The sequence below is a fragment of the Delftia sp. ASV31 genome (assembly GCF_016428765.1).
Taxonomy (GTDB): domain Bacteria; phylum Pseudomonadota; class Gammaproteobacteria; order Burkholderiales; family Burkholderiaceae_C; genus Comamonas; species Comamonas acidovorans.
Map to the genome: position 1 here is coordinate 1 of NZ_JAELTK010000046.1, position 19188 is coordinate 19188.

Annotated in this window: 14 protein-coding genes; 4 read left to right on the plus strand and 10 right to left on the minus strand. The window is 69.1% G+C overall.

Features of this window, described 5'->3' with window-relative positions; all coding sequences use genetic code 11:
• Positions 1 to 365: 365 nt before the first annotated feature.
• Complete coding sequence (locus JHD82_RS17010; RefSeq protein ID WP_199137664.1) at positions 366 to 3497, minus strand: MdtB/MuxB family multidrug efflux RND transporter permease subunit; 3132 nt, start codon at positions 3495 to 3497, stop codon at positions 366 to 368.
• A 46-nt stretch (positions 3498 to 3543) separates the two neighbouring features.
• Complete coding sequence (locus JHD82_RS17015; RefSeq protein ID WP_199137666.1) at positions 3544 to 5151, minus strand: efflux RND transporter periplasmic adaptor subunit; 1608 nt, start codon at positions 5149 to 5151, stop codon at positions 3544 to 3546.
• Positions 5152 to 5572: 421 nt separating this feature from the next.
• Here JHD82_RS17015 and JHD82_RS17020 point away from each other — a divergent pair, with 421 nt between their 5' ends.
• Positions 5573 to 5959, plus strand: coding sequence for a nuclear transport factor 2 family protein (locus JHD82_RS17020; protein ID WP_016452483.1), 387 nt, complete (start codon positions 5573 to 5575; stop codon positions 5957 to 5959).
• On the opposite strand, the gene JHD82_RS17025 is transcribed toward JHD82_RS17020, so the two are convergent.
• The 7 genes from JHD82_RS17025 to JHD82_RS17055 form a co-directional block, all read right to left on the minus strand.
• Entirely contained in the window at positions 5956 to 7026 is a 1071-nt protein-coding gene (locus tag JHD82_RS17025) for an XdhC family protein (protein WP_199137667.1), read from the minus strand. The two genes, JHD82_RS17020 and JHD82_RS17025, sit on opposite strands and share 4 nt — an antisense overlap.
• A 129-nt stretch (positions 7027 to 7155) precedes the next feature.
• Complete coding sequence (locus JHD82_RS17030) at positions 7156 to 7887, minus strand: CoxG family protein (RefSeq protein WP_012204176.1); 732 nt, start codon at positions 7885 to 7887, stop codon at positions 7156 to 7158.
• Between the two features lie 38 nt (positions 7888 to 7925).
• Positions 7926 to 9173 (minus strand): VWA domain-containing protein, encoded by a 1248-nt coding sequence (locus JHD82_RS17035; RefSeq protein WP_199137669.1) that lies wholly within the window; start codon positions 9171 to 9173, stop codon positions 7926 to 7928.
• Complete coding sequence (locus JHD82_RS17040; RefSeq protein WP_199137671.1) at positions 9170 to 10108, minus strand: MoxR family ATPase; 939 nt, start codon at positions 10106 to 10108, stop codon at positions 9170 to 9172. Before JHD82_RS17040 ends, JHD82_RS17035 begins: the two co-directional genes overlap by 4 nt.
• Positions 10109 to 10116: 8 nt before the next feature.
• Positions 10117 to 10908 carry a xanthine dehydrogenase family protein subunit M gene (locus tag JHD82_RS17045; RefSeq protein WP_199137673.1) on the minus strand — a complete coding sequence of 264 codons (792 nt, stop codon included), beginning with the start codon at positions 10906 to 10908 and terminating at the stop codon, positions 10117 to 10119.
• Positions 10909 to 10918: 10 nt separating this feature from the next.
• Positions 10919 to 13309 (minus strand): xanthine dehydrogenase family protein molybdopterin-binding subunit, encoded by a 2391-nt coding sequence (locus tag JHD82_RS17050; protein ID WP_199137675.1) that lies wholly within the window; start codon positions 13307 to 13309, stop codon positions 10919 to 10921.
• A gap of 29 nt (positions 13310 to 13338) precedes the next feature.
• Positions 13339 to 13815: a (2Fe-2S)-binding protein gene (locus JHD82_RS17055; protein ID WP_013803615.1), complete on the minus strand. Its 477-nt coding sequence runs from the start codon at positions 13813 to 13815 to the stop codon at positions 13339 to 13341.
• A gap of 267 nt (positions 13816 to 14082) precedes the next feature.
• Here JHD82_RS17055 and JHD82_RS17060 point away from each other — a divergent pair, with 267 nt between their 5' ends.
• From JHD82_RS17060 to JHD82_RS17070, 3 genes are all read left to right on the plus strand, one after another.
• A complete protein-coding gene (locus JHD82_RS17060) occupies positions 14083 to 15249 on the plus strand; it encodes a helix-turn-helix domain-containing protein (protein ID WP_199137677.1) in 1167 nt (388 codons plus the stop codon).
• A gap of 176 nt (positions 15250 to 15425) precedes the next feature.
• Positions 15426 to 16034, plus strand: a complete 609-nt coding sequence (locus tag JHD82_RS17065; RefSeq protein ID WP_199137686.1) for a TRAP transporter small permease subunit — start codon at positions 15426 to 15428, stop codon at positions 16032 to 16034.
• A gap of 17 nt (positions 16035 to 16051) precedes the next feature.
• Positions 16052 to 17881, plus strand: coding sequence for a TRAP transporter large permease subunit (locus tag JHD82_RS17070; RefSeq protein ID WP_199137688.1), 1830 nt, complete (start codon positions 16052 to 16054; stop codon positions 17879 to 17881).
• A gap of 146 nt (positions 17882 to 18027) precedes the next feature.
• Here the strand turns inward: JHD82_RS17070 and JHD82_RS17075 are convergent, their stop codons facing one another.
• Positions 18028 to 19107, minus strand: a complete 1080-nt coding sequence (locus tag JHD82_RS17075) for a TRAP transporter substrate-binding protein (protein WP_012204167.1) — start codon at positions 19105 to 19107, stop codon at positions 18028 to 18030.
• Positions 19108 to 19188 lie beyond the last annotated feature (81 nt).

Here is a 19188-nt window from a genome sequence, read left to right on the forward strand (position 1 = left end):
CCCCCCCCCCCCCCCCCCCCCCCCCCCCCCCCCCCCCCCCCCCCCCCCCCCCCCCCCCCCCCCCCCCCCCCCCCCCCCCCCCCCCCCCCCCCCCCCCCCCCCCCCCCTCTTTTCAAGCAGAAGACGGAATACGAGATCAACGTCAGCGTCTCGTGGGCTCGGAGATGTGTATAAGAGACAGGCGCAAAGCGAGTTCTGCGGCACACCCCGCATCGCGCCCAACGCAGGTTGCCCGCAGCGAAGCGAAGGGTCGTGGGCAGTGGGGGCGCATTTCTTTGCCTACTTTCTTGCTGCGAGGCAAGAAAGTAGGTCGGCCGCCGGGCCGAGACCCGGCCAGCGGCGCCAGCCAAGACAAGAGCGCAAGCTCAGGCATGAACGCTCTCCCGAGAAGAACGATCCCGCCACCTCTGCGCCCACCCCTCAAACGTCAAATAAATCACAGGCGTAGTGAACAGAGTCAATAACTGGCTCACCAGCAAGCCCCCCACCAACGTCACCCCCAACGGATGCCGCAACTCACTGCCCACCCCCGTCCCCAACATCAACGGCAAGGCCCCCAGCAAAGCAGCCAAGGTCGTCATCAGGATAGGCCGGAACCGCAGCAGGCAGGCCTGGTAGATGGCCTCGCGCGGCGTGTGCCCCTCCTCGCGCTGCGCCTCCAGCGCGAAGTCGATCATCATGATCGCGTTCTTCTTGACGATGCCGATCAGCAGCACGATGCCGATGATGGCGATGATGTCCAGGTCCAGCCCCGCCAGCAGCAGGGCCAGCAGCGCGCCCACGCCGGCCGAGGGCAGCGTGGACAGGATGGTCACCGGGTGGATGGTGCTCTCATAGAGCACGCCCAGCACGATGTACATGGTGATCACGGCCGCCAGCACCAGCAGCAGCGTGTTGGACAGCGAGGCCTGGAAGGCCAGGGCTGCGCCCTGGAAGGCGGCATCCACCGACAGCGGCATATGGCCCTCGGTGCGCAGCTGGGCCATCAGGTCCTGCACGGCCTTGACCGCATGGCCCAGCGACACGCCGGGCGCGGTGTTGAACGAGATGGTCGCGGCGGGCAGCTGGCCCACATGGTTCACGGCCAGGGCCATGGGCCGCTCGCTGACCGTGGCCACCGAGGACAGCGGCACGGGCGCGCCCGCGCTGGAGGCCACATAGATGGCCTGCAGCGACTCGGGCCCGATCTTGAACTGCGGCGCCACTTCCAGCACCACGCGGTACTGGTTGGACTGCGTGAAGATGGTGGAGATCAGCCGCTGGCCAAAGGCGTTGTACAGCGCCGTGTCGATGGCCGAGACCGTCACGCCCAGCCGGCTGGCCTGGGCCCGGTCGATCTGCACGAAGGCCTGCAGGCCCTGGTCCTGCAGGTCGCTGCCCACGTCCACCAGCTCGGGCAGGCCGTGCATGCGCTCGACCAGGGCCTGGGTGCTCTTGGCCAGCTGCGCCATGTCGGGCGAGGACATCAGCAGCTGGTACTGGGTGCGCGCCACGCGGTCCTCGATGGTCAGGTCCTGCACGGGCTGGGCGTACAGGCGTATGCCCGGAATCTGCAGCGCATCGTCGGACAGGCGGCGCAGCACGGCGGGCACGCCATCGCGCTGGCCATGGGGCTTGAGGTCGATCAGCAGCCGGCCCGTGTTCAGCGTGGTGTTGCTGCCATCGACGCCGATGAAGGACGAGATGCTCTGCACGGCAGGGTCCTTGAGCAGCAGCTCGGCCAGGGCCTGCTGGCGCTCGGCCATGGCGGCAAACGAGATGGACTGGTCGGCCTCGGTCGTGGCCTGGATGGTGCCCGTGTCCTGGTCCGGGAAGAAGCCCTTGGGCACGGCAAAGTACAGCAGCACGGTCACGGCCAGCGTGGCCAGGAAGACGATCCAGGTCAGGCCGCGCCGGTCCAGCACCCAGGTGAGGATGCGGCCGTAGCCGGCGATGGTGCGGTCGAAGAAGCGGCCCGTGGCGTGGTACAGGCGGCCGTGCTTTTCCTCCTCGGCCCCTTCGGGCTGGTGGCGCAGCAGCCGTGCGCACAGCATGGGCGTGAGCGTCAGCGAGACCACGGCCGAGATCAGGATGGCCACCGCCATGGTGATGGCGAACTCGTGGAAGAGCCGCCCCACCACGTCGCCCATGAACAGCAGCGGGATCAGCACGGCGATCAGCGAAATCGTCAGCGAGATGATGGTGAAGCCGATCTGCTTGGCGCCCTTGAGCGCGGCCTGCATGGGCGGCTCGCCCTTTTCCACGAAGCGCGCGATGTTCTCGATCATCACGATGGCATCGTCCACCACGAAGCCGGTGGAGATCGTCAGCGCCATCAGCGTGAGGTTGTTGATGGAAAAGCCGGCCAGGTACATCACGCCGAAGGTGCCGATCAGCGACAGCGGCACGGCAAAGCTCGGTATCAGCGTGGCCGAGGCGCTGCGCAGGAAGACGAAGATCACCGCCACCACCAGGGCGATGGCCAGCATCAGCTCCAGCTGCATGTCGTTGACCGAGGCGCGGATGGTCACCGTGCGGTCGGTCAGCACCTGCACGTCCAGCGAGGCCGGCAGGGTCTCCTTGAGCTGGGGCAGCAGCGCCTTGATGCGGTCCACCGTCTCGATCACATTGGCGCCGGGCTGGCGCCGGATATTGAGGATCACGCCTGCGCGCGACCCACCCTCGGGCGTGCCGGCCCAGGCGGCCAGGCGCGTGTTCTCGGCATCATCCACGGTCTGGGCGATGTCGGACAGGCGCACGGGCAGGCCGTTCTTGAAGGCGATGATGAGGTTGCGGTACTCGGCCGCCGACTGCAGCTGGTCGTTGGCATCGATGGTGGAGGCGCGCGCCGGGCCGTCGAAGCCGCCCTTGGCCTGCTTGACGTTGGCGGCGGCGATGGCGGTGCGCACATCGTCCAGCGTCATGCCCAGGCCGGCCAGCGCCGTCGGGTTGGCCTGGATGCGCACGGCAGGCCGGCGCCCGCCGGCAATCGCCACCAGCCCCACGCCATTGACCTGCGAGAGCTTGGGCGCCAGGCGGTTTTCCACCAGGTCGTTGACGCGGATCACCGGCAGCGAGGGCGAGGTGATGGCCAGCGTGAGGATGGGCGCGTCCGCCGGGTTGACCTTGCTGTACAGCGGGGGCATGGGCAGGTCGCTGGGCAGCAGGTTGGAGCCCGCGTTGATGGCGGCCTGCACCTGCTGCTCGGCCACGTCCATGGCCATGTCCAGCGCAAAGCGCAGCGTGATCACCGAGGCGCCGCCCGAGCTGGTGGACGACATCTGCGACAGCCCCGGCATCTGGCCCAGCTGGCGCTCCAGCGGCGCGGTGACGTTGGAGGTCATCACGTCGGGGCTGGCACCGGGGTACAGCGTGGTGACCTGGATGGTGGGATAGTCCACCTCGGGCAGGGCCGAAATCGGCAACAGCCGGTAGGCCAACAGGCCGGCGATCAGCACCGCCACCATCAGCAGCGAGGTGGCGACGGGTCGCAGGATGAAGATGCGGGAAAGATTCATGGGGCCGCCTGGAAGGGCTTGCAGTCTTCAGGTGCCGGGGCGCTGCTCAGCGCCCGGCCGGAGCGGGAGCCGCCGGAGCAGCAGGCGCGGAGGGCGCAGAGGGCGCGGCAGCTGCAGGGCCGGGCGAAGGCTGGGGCGATCCGGGCGACGGTGCCGGCGACCGGCCTGCGGGCGCGGAGCCTTCGGCCGCCGGCGCGGTCACGTTGCCGCCGTTGCCACCGTTACCCCCATTGCGCTGCCCACCGCGCTCGGCACGCAGCTTCTGCAGGTAGGCCTTGCGCTCGTCGGGGTTCATGGTCGCCAGCTTGGCGCGCACATCGGGCGGCAGGTTGCGCATGCCGCGCGGCTGGCCGGAGGCATCCTGCACGGCCTGGTCCACCTTCTGCACCTTGTCGGGCTCGATCACCGTGACCTTGGCGCCTTCGCGCAGGCGGTCAATGCCGTCCACCACCACCTGCTCGCCAGGCTTGAGTTCGCCCTTCACGCTCACCCGGTCGCCATCGGTCACGCCCACGGCGATACGCCGCTGCGTCACCGTGCCATCCTCCTGGACCAGGTAGACGTAGTTGTTCTGCACGGCCGTGGTCGGCACGGTCAGCGCCTGCTCCAGCCGGTCCACTTCCAGCTTGACGTTGACGAACTGGTTGGCGAACAGCCGGCCCTCGGCATTGTCGAAGGCGGCCTTGGCCTTGATGGTGCCGGTGGCGATGTCGATGCTGTTGTCCACCGCATTGAGGCGGCCGCGCCCCAGTTGCTGCTTCAGGTCACGATCCCACAGCTCCACGGGCAGCTCGCGCCCCTCGGCCAGGCGCCGCGCCAGCGTGCCCACATGGGCCTCGGGCACGGAGAACACCGCGTCGATGGGCTTGACCTGGGTGATGGTGACGATGCCGTTGGCATCCGAAGGATTGACCACATTGCCCCGGTCGGCCTGGCGCAGGCCCAGCCGGCCCGCAATGGGCGCCGTGATGCGCGTGTAGCTCAGTTGCAGCTTGGCCGCATCGGCCTGGGCCTGGTCGGCGGCCACCGTGCCCTGGTACTGGCGCACCAGCGCAGCCTGGGTATCGACCTGCTGGCCGGCAATGGAATCCTGGGCCTGCAGCTCCTTGTAGCGCTGCAGGTCCAGTTGGGCGTTCTTGAGCAGCGCCTGGTCGCGCTGCAGCGTGCCCTGGATCTGGTTGAAGCTGGCCTGGAAGCTGCGCGGATCGATCTCGGCCAGCAGCTGGCCGGCCTTGACCTCGTCGCCTTCCTTGAAATGCAGGCGCAGCAACTCGCCCGACACCTTGGCGCGCACCACGGCCGTGGCGCGCGGGTTCATGGTGCCGATGGCGCTGATCAGCACGCGCATGTCGCGCCGCTCCACCACGCCCACGGACACCGGCTGCGCCTGGGCTCCCATGGCGCCGGGGCCGCCAGGCCCACCCGGCCCGCCGGGGCCGCGCCGGCCGCCTCCCGCACGCCCGCCACCCGGGCCGGGCGCACCGGCCGAGGCCTGCTCGCCCTGGGCCGGCGCCCGCTTGTTCCACCACCACAGCCCGCCCCCCGCCACCAGGGCCAGTGCCACCACGCCCCACATCAGTGCGGGCCGTACCCGGCCGCGCTGGCGTACGCCGTGGGCATCTGCAACAAAGGGGCTGCTTGACAGGCGTTTCATGGTCACTGCGGGAAGTCGTGGGAGGAAACCGTGGGTCCGGCCCCGGAACGGGGAACGGCGGCGGATGCGGCTATGGTAGCCAGTCCCATGCTCTCCAAAACGAGGCAGAACGCCGTTTTACGCAGGCATTACCCCCGCTTTACCCCGGCTTTACCCGCTCTGACCAGAGCGTTTTCTGGCCCGCACGGGCACGCGCCGGCCGGCATGCAGACAGGGCATGGCGCTCAAAACACTGTTGACCCAGGCACGGCCAATGCGGGGTGCATCGGCCGAAAAGTCCATTGAAAACAAGGCATTGCACCGCACCCCGGCGCGGCCCGCGCCTCGCCCCCGGTTGGACTGCCCCCCGCGCTTGTGGCTACGATGCGCGGCCGCCGGCCTGCAAGCGCAGGCCGCCATCCATCCGTCCCAGGAGAACACCATGACGACTGCCAACCCACGCCTGACCGACCATCCCGAAGAAGCCGCCGTGCGCGTGCCGCTGGAGCTGTACATGCGCGGCCATGCCGAGGACAACAGCGCCCACATGCGCGCCGCCTTCATGCCCACCGCCCGCATCGAAAGCGTGCGCGAAGGCCCGCTGACCTCCTGGGACATCGACACCTACTGCGCCCGCTTCAAGGGCCAGCCCGCCGCCGACGAGGCCACGCGCCGCCGCAGCATCGACGCCATCGACATCGGCGGCACGGCGGCCAGCGCCAAGATCACCTTGGTGCACGGCGCCATCACCTTCATCGACTACTTCGTGCTGCTCAAGACCGAGGCCGGCTGGAAGATTGCCAACAAGGCCTTCCATGCGGTGGTCTAACCCACTCCGCACACCAGGGGCGTGATGCCCTCGGGCCCGTCATCCTCCAGCGGCTGCGGGGGCTGGGCTGCGGCGAGCTTGCCTTCTTCCACGGTCATGCCGCGCGGCAGGGCCACGCCGTTCTTGGCGGCCAGGACCTCGGCCATGATGCTGACGGCGATTTCGGGAGGCGTCTTGCTGCCTATGTACAGGCCGATGGGGCCGCGCAGGCGCGCGAGTTGTGCGTCGCCCAGGCCGAAGTGCTCGCTCAGGCGCTGCAGGCGCAGCGCGGTGTTACGGCGCGAGCCGATGGCGCCCACGTAGAAGGCCGGGGATTCCAGGGCTTCCATGAGCGCCAGGTCGTCGAGCTTGGGGTCGTGCGTGAGGCCGATGATGCAGGTGCGCGCATCGGCGCGCATGGTGCGCACGAGGTCGTCGGGCATCTCGCGCGACAGCTGCACGCCGGCCACGCTCCAGTGGCGGCTGTATTCCTCGCGCGGGTCGCAGACGGTGACCGCAAAGCCGTTGAACAGCGCCATGGTGGCCAGGTATTCGGACAGCTGGCCTGCGCCGATGAGCAGCATGCGGTACTCGGGCCCGAAGCTGTTGGCGACCTGCTGCCCGGCATGCACCAGCGGCTCGGGCGCGTCGCTGACCTGCTGGACGACCTGGCCGGTGGCCTTGTCCACGGTGCGCCGCACCATGCGGCCTTCGTCCAGCCATTGCACGAGTTGCTGCAGCGCAGCAGCGTCGGGATTGAATTCGAGCAGCAGCTCCAGCGTGCCGCCGCAGGGCAGGCCGAAGCGGTGGGCCTCGTCGGCGCTGACGCCGTAGCGCAGCAGCCGGGGCGCGCCGTCGCTCAGGGCGTCGGCGTCCGAGGCGTGGCTGTAGCGGGCGATCAGGTCGTCCTCGATGCAGCCGCCGGACACGGAGCCGACCACGGCGCCCGAGGCCCCCAGCGCCATGATGGAGCCGATGGGCCGGGGCGACGAGCCCCAGGTACGCACCACCGTGGCCAGCAGCGCGCGCTCGCCCTGAGCGCGCCATTGCGCGAGGTGGCGCAGAACATGAACATCCAGGTTTTCCATTGCAAATCTCCACGCCGGCACCTGGCTTGCATGTGCAGCTGGGCGCCTGGCGTTTTTCGGCGGCTATTGTGCTGCGCCAGCGCGCATCGTTCAGGGTGGGTGGGAAAAGCCGTGGGTCGGCGCAAGGACTCAGTACCGCGAGAGCAGCCAGCCGGCCCCGAGAACGACGACGATGGCCAGCCCCCAGCACCACAGCGGGATAGCGCGGCGCGAGCGTTCCTCGGCCTCGGTGGCCGGTGCGGCATCCAGCGGCGTGGCCACGCCGGCTGCGGCGTCGTGCTCCCAGGCCTGGGCGTCCACGGTGGGCTCGATGTGGCCGGTTTCATCGGCCAGGCCGGCAGGCAGGTGGGACAGGTCGGCGGTGTCGCCTGCATCGGCAGGCGCTGCCGCCGCGCGCGGGTGGCGCTGCTGCATCAGCGTGTCGAAGCGCGCGAAGAAGTCGTCGGCCATGTTGCGGGCGGCGCCGTCGATCAGCCGCTGGCCCAGCTGGGCGATCTTGCCGCCGACCTGGGCCTGCACGCTGTAGCTGAGCAGGCAGCGCGGCTGGCCTGCGGCGTCAGCGGGCTCGGGAGTGAGGGTGACGTCGGCCTCGCCCTTGCCGAAGCCGGCCACGCCGCCCTGGCCTTCAAAGGCGATGCGGTAGCGCTCGGGCGGCGTGATGTCGGACAGCGTGACCTTGCCGCTGAACTTGGCCGATACCGGCCCCACCTTGACCGCCATGCCCACGGCGTACTGGTCATCGCCCAAGGGTTCGAAGCGGTCGCAGCCGGCCAGGCAGGCCTTGAGCGTTTCGGGATCGTTGAGCGCCTCCCAGGCCTGCTGCTGGCTGACGGCGAGGGAACGGCTGGCTTGCATTTCCATGGCAATTCCTTTCTGCGATGGGGGTGGCCGCAAGCGGCTCAGCGGCCTGGCGCCGCCAGCAGCCGCGCCAGGTGACCGGCCAGCTGCTGCAGCGATTCCAGGTTGTGTACCGCAAGCATGGCATGGGCATGACGATGCAGCACGGCCGCCCCCTGGGCCAGTGGGGCATACCCGTCAAAGCGCAGCAGCGGGTTGAGCCACAGCAGCCGCGCGCTATGGCGGCGCAGCCAGGCCAGTTCGCGGTCCAGCTCGGCGGCATCGCCGGTGTCCAGGCCGTCGCTGATGATGAGCACCAGGGTGCGCCGGCCCACCAGGCCTGAAACCCGGTGGCGCGCATGCAGGCGGCGCAGTTCGCCCAGGCTGCTGCCCAGGCGCGTGCCGCCGCCAAAGTCGGCAATGGCGGCGTTGGCGCGCTCGAGCATGGCGTCGGTATCGGCCTGGGCAAAGGCCGGGCCCAGGTCGCGCAGCTCGGTGCCGAAGCTGAAGACGTGACGGCGCAGGCCCGCATGGCGCTGCGTGCTGGTGGCCGCGTGCAGGAAGGCCAGCAGCAGCCGCGCATAGCGCTCCATGGAGCCCGAGACATCGACCAGGGCCAGCCAGGGCAGCGGCAGGTGCAGGCGTTCGCGCCGCAGCAGCTGCAGCATTTCGCCGCCGTGGTGCGATGCCGCACGCAGGCTGGCAGCCCAGTCGGGCACCGCGCCGCGCTGGCCGGTGCGCGTGCGGCGGCTGCGGTAGCGGGGCAAGGGAAGGGCAATGTCCCGGGCCAGGCGCTGCACCAGCAGGTATTCGCTGGCGCTGAGCTGGTTGAAGTCGGCATGGCGCAGGCGGTGGCGCTCGCTGGCCGTCATGGCGGCGTCCAGCTTCAGCTCTTCATCGACGGCGGCCCTGCCCTCGCCTGCCTGGCGGGGCGACAGGGCTTCCTGCACGCGCGGGCGGTGGCGCGGCGCGGACGGCCGGGGCGCCTGCGGCAGCAACTGGGCCAGCAGTTGCTGGGCCACATCGGGATTGCGGAAGTAGGCGTCGAACAGTTCGCGGAACACGGCGCGGTCCTGGGCGTTGCTCACAAATACGGCCTCCAGCGCGGCGGCCATGTCCTCGCGCGCCAGGCCGACCAGGGGCAGGGCCTGCTGGGCCAGCGCCATGCGCCCGCCATCCACGGGCACGCCCGCGCGGCGCAGCGCACGCGCAAAGCCGACCAGGTTGCCAGCCAGCTTGCCGCTGCGCGCATCGCCCAGCCAGCTGGTGCGCTCGCCCCCATCGGCTGCACCGGCTGCCCCAGCCGTCACGGCGCGGGCTCCGGCGCCAGCAGTTGCTGCAGCCGCTCGGGCGTGAGCGCGGCCACGTCCTCGCGCTGCTTGAAGAGGATGCCGGCCGTGTCGTGCACGACTTCGGGATCGACCATCAGGGTGTCCAGCGCCACCAGGGCCTTGGCCCATTCCACGCTTTCGGCAATGCCGGGCACCCGCTGGAAGGCGTCGGCAAAGGGCTGGCTGCGCAGCCGTCCCACGAAGCTCGCCACCTGGGCGGTCAGGGCCTGCCCGGCCCAGGGCACCAGGGCGCGCACGATGGCCAGCTCGCGCTCGCGCCCGGGATAGTCCAGCCAGTGGTAGAGGCAGCGGCGCTTGACGGCATCGTGCAGGTCGCGCGTGCGGTTGCTGGTGAGCACGGTCACGGGCGGCACGCGTGCCGCCACCGTGCCCAGCTCGGGAATGCTGACCTGGTACTCGCCCAGGTATTCGAGCAGGAAGGCCTCGAAGGGCTCGTCGGCACGGTCGATCTCGTCGATCAGCAGCACGGCGCCGGGCTCGGGCTGCTGCAGGGCCTGCAGCAGCGGGCGGCTTACCAGGTAGCGCTCCTGGTAGACCTCCTGCTCGGCGCGCTGCAGGCGGTCGTGCTGCGGTGCGGCCGCGGGCTGCGCCGAGGCCAGCTCGGCCGCACGCAGGTGCAGCAGCTGGGCCGCGTAGTTCCATTCATACAGCGCCTCGCGCTGCTCCATGCCGTCATAGCACTGCAGCCGGATCAGGCGGCGCGCCAGCACGCGTGCCAGCGCCTGGGCCAGCGCGGTCTTGCCCACGCCGGGCTCGCCCTCCAGCAGCAGCGGCCGCTGCAGCCGCAGGGCCAGGAAGACGGCCGTGGCCAGGCGCCGGTCGGCGAAATAGCCTTCGGCCTGCAGCGCGGCGGCCAGGGCGTCTATGGAGGCAATGGCTTGCTCGGAAGGCATCCGCCGTGTCACCCCAGCATCTGCGATACCGCACGCTGCGTCTGCACGCTGATCAATTGCGCCCGGTAGCGTGCGCTGGCATGCAGGTCGCTGTTGAGGTCGGAATGGTCGATCAGCACCTGGGCGGCCGCGTCGGGCGTGAAGCTCTGGTTGAGCGCGGCCTCCAGCCCCGCGTGGCGGAACACGCTGAGCCCGGCGCCCGTGATGGCCACGCGCACGCCGCTGTCGGTCTGGGCGACGAAGACGCCCACCAGGGCGAAGCGCGAGGCGGGCTGCTTGAACTTGAGGTAGGCGGCCTTCTTCGGCACGGGAAAGCGCACGGCCGTGATCAGCTCGCCGCTGCCCAGCGCCGTGGTGTACATGCCCTGGAAGAAGTCGTCGGCCGCGATCTCGCGCCGGTCGGTGACGACGGTGGCGCCCAGGCCCAGCACGGCGCTGGGGTAGCAGGCAGCGGGGTCGTTGTTGGCCAGCGAACCGCCGATGGTGCCGCGCGCACGCACCTGGCGGTCGCCGATGCCGCCGGCCAGCTCGGCCAGGGCCGGGATGGCGGCCTGGACCTGCGGGTTGGCGGCCACGTCGGCATGGCGCGTCATGGCGCGGATTTCCACGGTCTGGCCGTTGACGGCAATGCCGGCCAGGCCCTGGACGCGGTTCAGGTCCACGATCTGTTCGGGCCGCGCCAGGCGCAGGCGCATCGATGGCAGCAGGCTCTGGCCGCCGGCCAGGTACTGGCCTCCCTGCGCGGCCAGCGCGGCGGCGTCGGCCGTGGTGCCTGGGGCTTCATAGGTGAATGCGTACATGGCGCTCTCCTCAGGAGGTGGCTGCGGCGTCGATGGCCGACCAGACACGGTGCGGGCTGGCCGGCATGTCCAGGTCCCTGACACCCAGGGGATGCAGTGCGTCGAGCACGGCATTGATGACGGCGGGCGGCGAGCCTATGGCCCCCGCCTCGCCGCAGCCCTTGGTGCCCAGCGGGTTGTGCGTGCAGGGCGTGCAGACGGTGCCGAGCTTGAATTCGGGGAAGTCGTCGGCGCGCGGCATGGCGTAGTCCATGAAGCTGCCGGTGAGCAGCTGGCCGGTCTCGCGGTCGTAGACGCAGTTTTCCAGCAGCGCCTGGCCTATGCCCTGGGCCACGCCGCCGTGCACCTGGCCCTCGACGATCATGGGATTGATGATGGTGCCGAAGTCGTCCACGGCGCTGAAGCGGTCCACGCGCACCACGCCCGTGGCCGGGTCCACCTCGACCTCGCAGATGTAGGTGCCTGCGGGAAAGGTGAAGTTGGTGGGGTCGTAGAAGGCGGTTTCGTTGAGGCCGGGCTCCAGCTTGTCCAACGGGTAGTTGTGCGGCACATAGGCGGTGAGCGCGATCTGGGCGAAGGGGATCTTCTTGTCCGTGCCACGCACCGTGAACTCGCCGCCCGCGAAGTCGATGTCGGCGTCGCTGGCCTCCATCAGGTGGGCCGCGATCTTCTTGGCCTTGGCCTCGATCTTGTCCAGCGCCTTCATGATGGCCGCGCCGCCCACGCTGATGGAGCGCGAGCCATAGGTGCCCATGCCGAAGGGCACACGGCCCGTGTCGCCGTGGACGATGTCCACGTTCTCCACGGGTATCCCCAGGCGCGCGGCCACCACCTGGGCGAAGGTGGTCTCGTGCCCCTGGCCGTGGCTGTGCGAGCCCGTGAACACGGTGACGCTGCCCGTGGGGTGCACGCGCACCTCGCCGCATTCGAACAGGCCGGCCCGCGCGCCCAGGGCGCCCGCGATGTTGCTGGGCGCCAGGCCGCAGGCCTCGATGTAGCTGCTGTAGCCCAGGCCGCGCCTGAGGCCCCGCGCCTCGCTGTCGGCACGGCGCGCGGCAAAGCCGGCCACGTCGGCCAGGGCCTCGGCCTTGTCCATGCATGCGCCGTAGTCGCCCACGTCGTACTGCAGGGCCACGGGCGTCTGGTAGGGAAAGCTGGTGACGAAGTTGCGCCGCCGTATCTCGGCCTGCGACAGGTTCAGTTGCCAGGCGCAGCGGCTGACCAGGCGCTCCAGCAGGTAGGTGGCCTCGGGCCGGCCCGCGCCCCGGTAGGCATCGACGGGGGCGGTGTGGGTGAACCAGGCATCGACCTCCACATAGACCTGGGGTGTGGCGTACTGGCCGGCCAGCAAGGTGGCATAGAGGATGGTGGGCACGGCGCTGGCGAAGGTGCTCAGGTAGGCGCCCAGGTTGGCATCCGTGTGCACGCGCATGGCCAGGAACTTGCCGCTGGCGTCCATGGCCATCTCGGCATGGCTGACGTGGTCACGGCCATGGGCGTCGGTGAGGAAGGACTCGCTGCGGTCGGCCGTCCACTTGATGTTGCGGTTGAGCTTTCGCGCGCCCCAGGTCAGGCAGACATCCTCGGCATACAGGAAGATCTTGGAGCCGAAGCCGCCGCCCACGTCGGGCGCGATCACGCGCACCTTGTGCTCGGGCAGGCCCATGACGAAGGCCGTCATCAGCAGCCGCTCGACGTGCGGGTTCTGGTTGGCCACATACAGCGTGTACTCGTCATTGGCGCGGCTGTAGCTGCCGATGGCCGCGCGCGGCTCCATGGCGTTGGGAATCAGCCGGTTGTTGACCAGGTCCAGCTGGGCGATGTGGGCGGCGCCCGCAAACACGGCGTCCACGGCGGCCTTGTCGCCGATGGCCCATTTGTAGCAGTGGTTGTCGGGGGCGATGTCGTGCACCACCGCGCCGGACACGCTGCCGGCCGCCGCGTCGGCCACCAGCACCACGGCGGGCAGCGGGTCGTAGTCCACCTCCACCAGCTCGGCCGCGTCGCGCGCCTGCTCCAGCGTCTCGGCCACGACCATGGCGACCTGGTCGCCCACGTAGCGCACGGTGTCCAGCGCCAGAATGGGATGCGGCGGCTCCTTCATGGGCTCGCCGTTGGTGCTGGTGATCAGCCAACCGCAGGGCAGGCCGTTGATCTTGTCGGCCGCCACGTCGGCGCCCGTGAGCACGCCGATGACGCCGGGCGCGGCCTTGGCCGCATCGGTGGAAACGGAGCGCACGCGCGCATGCGCGTGCGGCGAGCGCACGAACACCGCATGGGCCTGGGCGGCCAGCGCGATGTCGTCGGTGTACTGGCCCGCGCCCGTGAGGAAGCGGTAGTCCTCCTTGCGCTTGACGGGCTCGCCGATGTGGGGGAGCTTGGAAAAGTCGGATGCACCCATGGCTGTCTCCTTGTGGTGGCCTGCGGCGCTCAGGCCGCAGGCCCTGCCATGGCCTGGCTGCCCTTTTTCACGGCGGCCACGATGTTCTGGTAGCCCGTGCAGCGGCACAGGTTGCCCTCCAGCGCCTCGCGGATCTCGCGATCACCCGCGCACGGCTGGCGCTGGCACAGGTCCACGGCGCTCATGACCATGCCCGGCGTGCAAAAGCCGCATTGCAGGCCGTGGCACTCCTTGAAGGCCGCCTGCATGGGGTGCAGGCCGCCGTCGATATCCGCCAGCCCTTCGATGGTGCGCACCTCGCAGCCCTCGGCCTGCACGGCCAGCATGGCGCAGGACTTGACGGCGTGGCCGTCGACGATGACGGTGCAGGCCCCGCACTGGCTGGTGTCGCAGCCCACATGCGTGCCGGTCAGGCGCAGGTGCTCGCGCAGCGCATGCACGAGCAAGGTGTTGGGCGGAACGTCGATGCGCTGCGCGCGCCCGTTGACGGTGAGCTGGACATTCATCGTGCTGTCTCCTGCCTGTGATCGGCGGTGATCTGGAACGTGGGGGAACGCCGGGAACCTCGCCTGCCATGGTCGCCCTGCCCGCAGGCGCCCGTTCTAGGGTTGACCCGCAAGCCCGGGCCGGGCGGCGCGGATATTCTCAAAATGACACAGTCTTCACCGCAGCCGCAGCCCGCACCGCTTGCGCCTGCGCGCCCCGGCCTCGACCGTGCCAGCCTGCCAGCCCGTTCGCAATCTTTGCCAGCCAGCCACAGGAGTCCCCGCCCCATGTTCGCCCTGAGCCCCGACGCCGCGCAGCCCTGCCCCGCCGATCCGCGCCACCAGCAGGTCGCCCGGGCCCGCAGCCTGGTTTTCGGCGATCAGGCGCTCGCCGGCTCACCGCCCGGCATCGCACCCTGGCTGTGGCGCTCCTGGCAGCGCTGCCTGGCGGCAGGCCGCCGCCCGGACGAGCGCGTGGTCTACGAAGCATTGGGGCCGCATGCGCTGCGCCAGACCCGTGATGGCCATGAGGTGCTGCTGCAGGCCGCGCGCCCCGTGATGGCCCAGCTGGTGGGCGCCGTGGGCGCCATGCACTACTTCAGCCTGCTGACCGATGCACGCGGCACGGTGCTGGAGGTGCAGGGGCCGCTGGAGCGCAGCGACATCCGCGTGCAGGCCATCGCCCGCGTGGGCGTGGACCTGTCCGAGCAGGGCGTGGGCACCACGGCCATTGGCGCGGCCCTGGCCGAGCACAGCCCCGTCTGGCTGCACCGGGCAGAGCATTTCTTCGAGGCCAACCGCCACTACAGCTGCGCGGGTGCGCCGCTGTCCGGCCCGGACGGGAGCTGCCTGGGCATGCTGGACATCACGGGCGTGGATGTGCCGGAGCGGCCCGAACTCATGCACCTGGCGCTGCGCTGTGCCCGCGCCATCGAGGACCGGCTGCTGCGCGCCCTGCCCCATGCCCTGCTTCTGCACCTGAACTGGCCCGGCGGGCCGCTGGGCCAGGAGGGCGAAGGCCTGCTGGCCGTGGACGCCGAAGGGCATGTGGCGGGCAGCAATACCCTGGCCCGCCAGCTCGTGCCCCAGCCGCTGTCGCTGCCGGGCCAGCCGCTGCACTGCAGCGAACTGCTGGCCATGCCCTGGACGGCGCTGGTGGACCATGCGCGCCTGCGTCCCAACGAGCCGCTGCGCCTGCCGCTGTGGTCGGGACTGCGGCTGCAGGCCCTGGTGCAGCCCGGCCCCCAGCTGCGCCAGCTGCTGCCCGCGCTGGGCACGGCGGCACTCGCTGCCGCCGCCCAGCCCAGCCCGCTGCGCGCCAGCGAGAGCGTGCTGATCGAGCAGGCCCTGCAGGACGCCCAGGGCAATGTGACCCGCGCCGCCCGCGCGCTGGGCATCAGCCGCGCCACGCTATACCGCAAACTGGGGGCCCGCAAGCCACACACCGCCACTTGAAAGGGACGTTTCCTCGGGTTCACACGGATTTCTTTTAGGGGGAGCGGGCCGCCTGCGGCGTTCGGGTCTCCGTAGAATCGACGGCTTTGGTCCATGCGCCGACAAGAGCGCTGCGCGCCGGCCTACAGGCTGGCGTACGGCGACGGACCCAATACAGCCTACTTTTTGGAGACACCATGCAGGCTTTGCTCAAATTCTCAAGGGGGGTCGACTGGCTCAACAGCCTGGTCGGGCGATGGCTTATCTGGCTGATCCTGGCCTCCACGGTCATCAGCGGCATCAATGCCATCGTTCGCAAGGTGTTGCACACCAGCTCGAACGCCTACCTCGAAGTGCAGTGGTATCTGTTCGCGGCCTCCTTCCTGCTGGCCGCCGGCTACACGCTGCTGCAGGGCGAGCATGTGAAGGTGGATGTGATCGCCAGCCGCCTGTCCAAGCGCACGCAGATCTGGATCGACATCTTCGGCTTCGTCTTCTTCCTGACCCCCATGGCCCTGGCCATCCTGTGGTTCGGCACGCCCTTCGTGATCCAGGCCATGCAGACCGGCGAGATGTCGGGCAATGCAGGCGGCCTGGTGCGCTGGCCCGTCTACCTGATGATTCCCCTGGGCTTCGGGCTGCTGCTGCTGCAGGGCATGTCGGAGCTGATCAAGCGCATCGCTTTCCTGAAGGGCCTGATCGACGATCCCACGGCCAAGAAGGGCGAGAAGACCGCCGAGGAAGACCTGGCCGACGCCCTGCGCGGGCTGGCAGGTGCCAAGGACAAAAGCGGGCAAAGCGCCTGATCGGGGAAACAGACATCATGGAATTCGTGATCCACAACCTGGCCCCGATCATGTTCGCGGGGCTGATACTTTTCCTGCTCGTGGGTTTTCCCGTGGCGTTCAGCCTGGGCGCCTGCGGCCTGTTCTTCGCCTTTGTCGGCATCGAACTGGGCGTGCTGCCCGAAGCCCTGCTGCAGGCCCTTCCGCTGCGCATCTTCGGCATCATGCAGAACGAGACGATGCTGGCCATACCGTTCTTCACCCTCATGGGGCTGATACTGGAGCGAAGCGGCATGGCCGAGGACCTGCTGGAGACCGTGGGCCAGCTCTTCGGCCCCGTGCGCGGCGGCGTGGCCTTTGCGGTGATCTTCGTGGGCGCGCTGCTGGCGGCGACCACGGGCGTGGTCGCGGCATCGGTGATCTCCATGGGCCTGATCTCCCTGCCTATCATGATGCGCTACGGCTATGACCGCCGGGTGGCCTCGGGCGTGATCGCGGCCTCCGGCACGCTGGCGCAGATCATTCCGCCATCCCTGGTGCTGATCGTGCTGGCCGACCAGCTGGGCCGCAGCGTGGGCGACATGTACAAGGGCGCCTTCCTGCCGGGCCTGATGCTGACGGGCTTCTATGCGCTGTTCATCGTCGTGCTGGCCATCTTCAAGCCCGCCATGGTGCCCGCCCTGCCGCCCGAGGCGCGCACGCTGCGCGAGCCCAACGGCAACTCCGGCCTGCCTTCCACCCTGGTGCTGACCGTGCTGTGCGTGGCCGCCTCGATGGTGGTCGCCCAGTACATGCCCCAGCTGCACACCTGGTGGTCCGGCGATGTGGTGGAGAAGGTCGCTCTGGACGAGACCATCGTGGTGTCCATGTGCTTCGGCGTGGCGCTGGCTTTCATTGCCGCCATGTTCAACAAGCTCACGGGCCTGCACCTGCTCAGCCGCATGGCCGAGCGCGTGACCTTCGTGCTGATCCCGCCGCTGCTGCTGATCTTCCTGGTGCTGGGCACCATCTTCCTGGGCGTGGCAACCCCCACCGAAGGCGGCGCCATGGGTGCGCTGGGCGCGGCCATCATGGCCTTCGTGCGCGGCCGCCTGAGCATGGACCTGCTCAAGCAGGCGCTGATGTCCACCACCAAGCTGTCGTGCTTCGTGATGTTCATCCTGATCGGCGCGACCATGTTCGGCCTGACCTTCCAGGGCGTGGACGGCCCCAAGTGGGTGGAGGAACTGCTGGTGTCCCTGCCCGGCGGCGAGATCGGCTTCCTGATCGTGGTCAACATCATGATCTTCGTGCTGGCCTTCTTCCTGGACTTCTTCGAGCTGTCCTTCATCGTCGTGCCGCTGCTGGCCCCCGTGGCCGACAAGCTGGGCATCGACCTGGTCTGGTTCGGCGTGCTGCTGGCCGTGAACATGCAGACCTCGTTCATGCACCCGCCCTTCGGCTTCGCGCTGTTCTTCCTGCGCAGCGTGGCCCCGGCCAAGGCCTACGTGGACAAGGTCACCAAGAAGATGACCGAGCCCGTGACCACCATGCAGATCTATGCGGGCGCCATCCCTTTCCTGCTGATCCAGCTGCTCATGGTGGCCCTGATCATCATCTTCCCCGGCATCGTCTCCAGCGGGCTGGACAAGAAGGTGGAGTACGACCTGGACAAGGTGCGCCAGGAGATGGAGGCATCCATGCCCGAGGCCATCGACTTCAACGACCCCATGTTCAACGGCGACGGCGCGAACCAGCCACCTGCCCCCGGAGCAACGCCTGGCGAGCCTTCGGCCCCGGGCAGCGAGGACGATGCGCTCAAGGCGCTGCAGGACCAGTTGCAGCGCGAGCAACCGGCCACGCCGGGCGAGAGCAAGTCCGGCAGCTGATCGCAGGCTCCCTCAAGGACAGCAAAGGCCCCGCAACTGCGGGGCCTTTTTTCGTTCGGACCCCGGCGTGCGCCGGTCCCCTGCGAGCATGAAAAAAGCCGGGCAGTGCCCGGCTTTCCCGCATGACGCCCGAGGGCGCCGCGACTTCACAGCTTTTGCGCCGACATGAAGGCGTCGTAGCGCGCCTCGGCAAAGCGGAACCACAGCACCTCGTCGCGCTGGAAGTTGCGGTAGTCGCCGTAGATCTTCTTCCACGCAGGATTTTTCTCGGCCAGCTCCGCATAGACCGCCATGGTGGTCTTGTAGGAGGCATCGAGCACGGTCTGCGGGAAGGCCAGCACCTTGGCCTTGCTGGCCACCAGTTGCTTGAGCGCGCCGGGATTGCGCGCGTCGTAGCGGGCCTGGGTGACCACGTGGGCCTCGTGTGATGCGGCCTGCACCATGGCGCGCTGCTCGGGCGTCAGCGCGGCCAGCGCCTTCTGGTTCACGTAGAACTCGAGGTTCAGGCTGCCTTCCCACCAGCCGGGGTAGTAGTAGAACGGAGCGACCTTGTTGAAGCCCAGCTTGAGGTCGTCATAGGGGCCGATCCATTCGGCCGCATCGATGGTGCCCTTTTCCAGCGCCTGGTAGATTTCGCCGCCCGGGATGTTCTGGGGCACGCCGCCCATGCGCTCGATGATCCGGCCCGCGAAGCCGCCGATGCGGAACTTCAGGCCCTTGATGTCCTCGGGTGTCTTGACCTCCTTGCGGAACCAGCCCCCCATCTGTGCGCCCGTGTTGCCGCCCAGGAAGTTGACGATGCCGTATTCGGCATAGAACTCGCGCATCAGCTTGCCACCGTTGCCGTCCACGATCCACGCCGTGAGCTGGCGCGAGTTCATGCCGAACGGAATGGCGCCGCCAATGGCAAAGGCCTCGTTCTTGCCAAAGAAGTAGTAAGGCGCCGTGTGCGCGATCTCCACCGTGCCGTTCTGCACGCCATCGACCACGCCGAAGGCGGGCATCAGCTCGCCGGCCGCATGCACCGAGATCTCGAACTTGCCGCCCGACATCTCCTTGATCGCCTTGGAAAACACCTCGGCCGAGCCGTAGATGGTGTCCAGCGAGCGCGGGAAGCTCGACGCCAGGCGCCAGCGTATTGCCGCCTGAGCGTGAACGGCCGGTGCCGCTGCGGCAGTCAACACACCGGCCAGACCGGCGTGCTTGAGTGCTTTTCTTCTGTCCATCACTGTCTCCTCCTGGTTCGCTCTGCTTGAGAGCATTCAAAAAAGGCCGGACTGCTCTTGGCAGCCCGGCCCACATACATC